Source organism: Dolichospermum sp. UHCC 0260, assembly GCF_009711985.1.
GTDB lineage: Bacteria > Cyanobacteriota > Cyanobacteriia > Cyanobacteriales > Nostocaceae > Dolichospermum > Dolichospermum lemmermannii.
Genome location: NZ_VIKZ01000051.1, coordinates 31,715 through 33,412, shown reverse-complemented (window position 1 = coordinate 33,412; position 1,698 = coordinate 31,715). Strand labels below are relative to the sequence as shown.

Here is a 1,698-nt window from a genome sequence, read left to right as displayed (position 1 = left end):
GGGTAATTGCTGAGGTGACAAAATCGCTAGATTTTTTAGAGGCATTAATAGATAATAGGAAAATTACTTTATCCAGTATTGTTAAAAATGTGAATTCTCTGGTGATCGCTTTAATTAGTTCCCATCAAATACGACAAAAAAGTTCAAATAATCCTGATATTTTACAAGGTTCTACAGCCCAAGCTTTTTGGTAAATATTAAGATTATTCTTGGATTAGGTAGGGAGCATCCACTTTTTGTAGATCGCCTTTTTCAACAGTGGATACTCCCAGTAAATAGGGGAATAGAGCTTTTAAAGCTGTAAGCTTTTTGAATTTCTCCTATTTTAGTCAAAGATAGCTTGATAATTTACCCATTTCCTGAAGTTGTCACTCATGATCAGAGGTATTTTGATATCAGTAGCTACTTTGGGAGTTTTTAGAATCTGCTTGACCAATTTACTAATAATTAAATAACATCTCTCTTTTCCCGGATGTTAACTAATTCGTAGAGCTTGTTTTCAAACTTTTGTGTACAAGCTGACCAATCAAATTCCAGAATTGAAGGACGAGCTTGTGCAGTCAATTGATTTTTGAGGTCAGGATTTTCCAAAATTGTGATGACTTTTTGAGCAAAGTCTTGAGGGCTATTAGGTGCAGCTAGAAAACCATTCACTCCAGAAATTACCTGTTCAGCGGTTGAAGGGGCAACAACAGCCACTACGGGAGTTCCAGAAGCTAAGGCTTCGTTGGTTGTGGTACAGAAATTTTCGGTGACAGAAGGGTTGACAAATATATCTGCTTTTGCAAACCAACCTAAAAGTTCTTTACCATGAGATTCACCCCAAATTGTGACACCATTGGGGAATTTTTCAGCCCGACGGCGAATTTCTGCATCCAAGGGACCACTACCCACAATTACTAAATGCACATTAGGAATTTTGTCAGCAATGAGCGGATAAATGTCTAAAAGTTGATTAACATTTTTTTCTGCGGTAATACGTCCTACAAATAAAATAGTTGGGCGTTTATCATCAGGAATTGGATCATAAGAAATATTGCGGGGGTGAAATTTCTCGCAATCAATTCCTTGATAGGGGAGATATTCACTCCGTTGAGCTTTTAGTTTTTGGTATTTAGTTAATTGCTCACGGGATGAAAATAAACTCAAATCGTAAGTTTCACTAAATTGTTTAACTAGAATTGGTAGGAGAGGACGCACCAAATTAAAGAACATATTACCGAAGTAATATTGGATATAGGCAATGATATCTGTGTGAAAAATGGAAATAATAGGTGTGTTTGTTTTTTTGGCATATTTCACTCCCACAGAACGTCCATAACCTTGTAAGAAACCAGAATATAAACCTCTCATTTGTGGGGCTTCTTCCACAACAATAATATCAGGTTGGAAGTGATTAAGTAATTTTGTATCACTCCAATGACGATAGCTTAATGGTTGAGGTAAGGATTTATAAAATATCAGTGGTTCTGTGGGAAATGAGTAAGAAGAAAAATTGATAAAAGATTCTAGTTCCTCTATTCCCGACATGGGACGATTACCAACTTGTTTAGGGTATTTATCATTAATTTCTGGGTGAATTAGAAAAACTTCATGCCCTTGTTTTAAAAGCCAGTGAACTCGTTGATGTACAGCAACAGAAACTCCTGTTAAAAATGGAGCATATAATCCTGTAAATAAGGCAATGCGAAGAGGTTT

1 protein-coding gene and 1 pseudogene are annotated in these 1,698 nt (G+C 36.1%); one reads left to right on the top strand and one right to left on the bottom strand.

Features of this window, described 5'->3' with window-relative positions; genetic code table 11:
* Positions 1–194 (top strand): annotated as a pseudogene (locus FJR08_RS17945) (hypothetical protein); the annotation flags it as partial.
* A gap of 253 nt (positions 195–447) precedes the next feature.
* Here FJR08_RS17945 and FJR08_RS17940 read toward each other — a convergent pair.
* On the bottom strand, positions 448–1,698 hold a 1,251-nt coding region (locus tag FJR08_RS17940; RefSeq protein WP_168634087.1), incomplete at its 5' end, for a glycosyltransferase.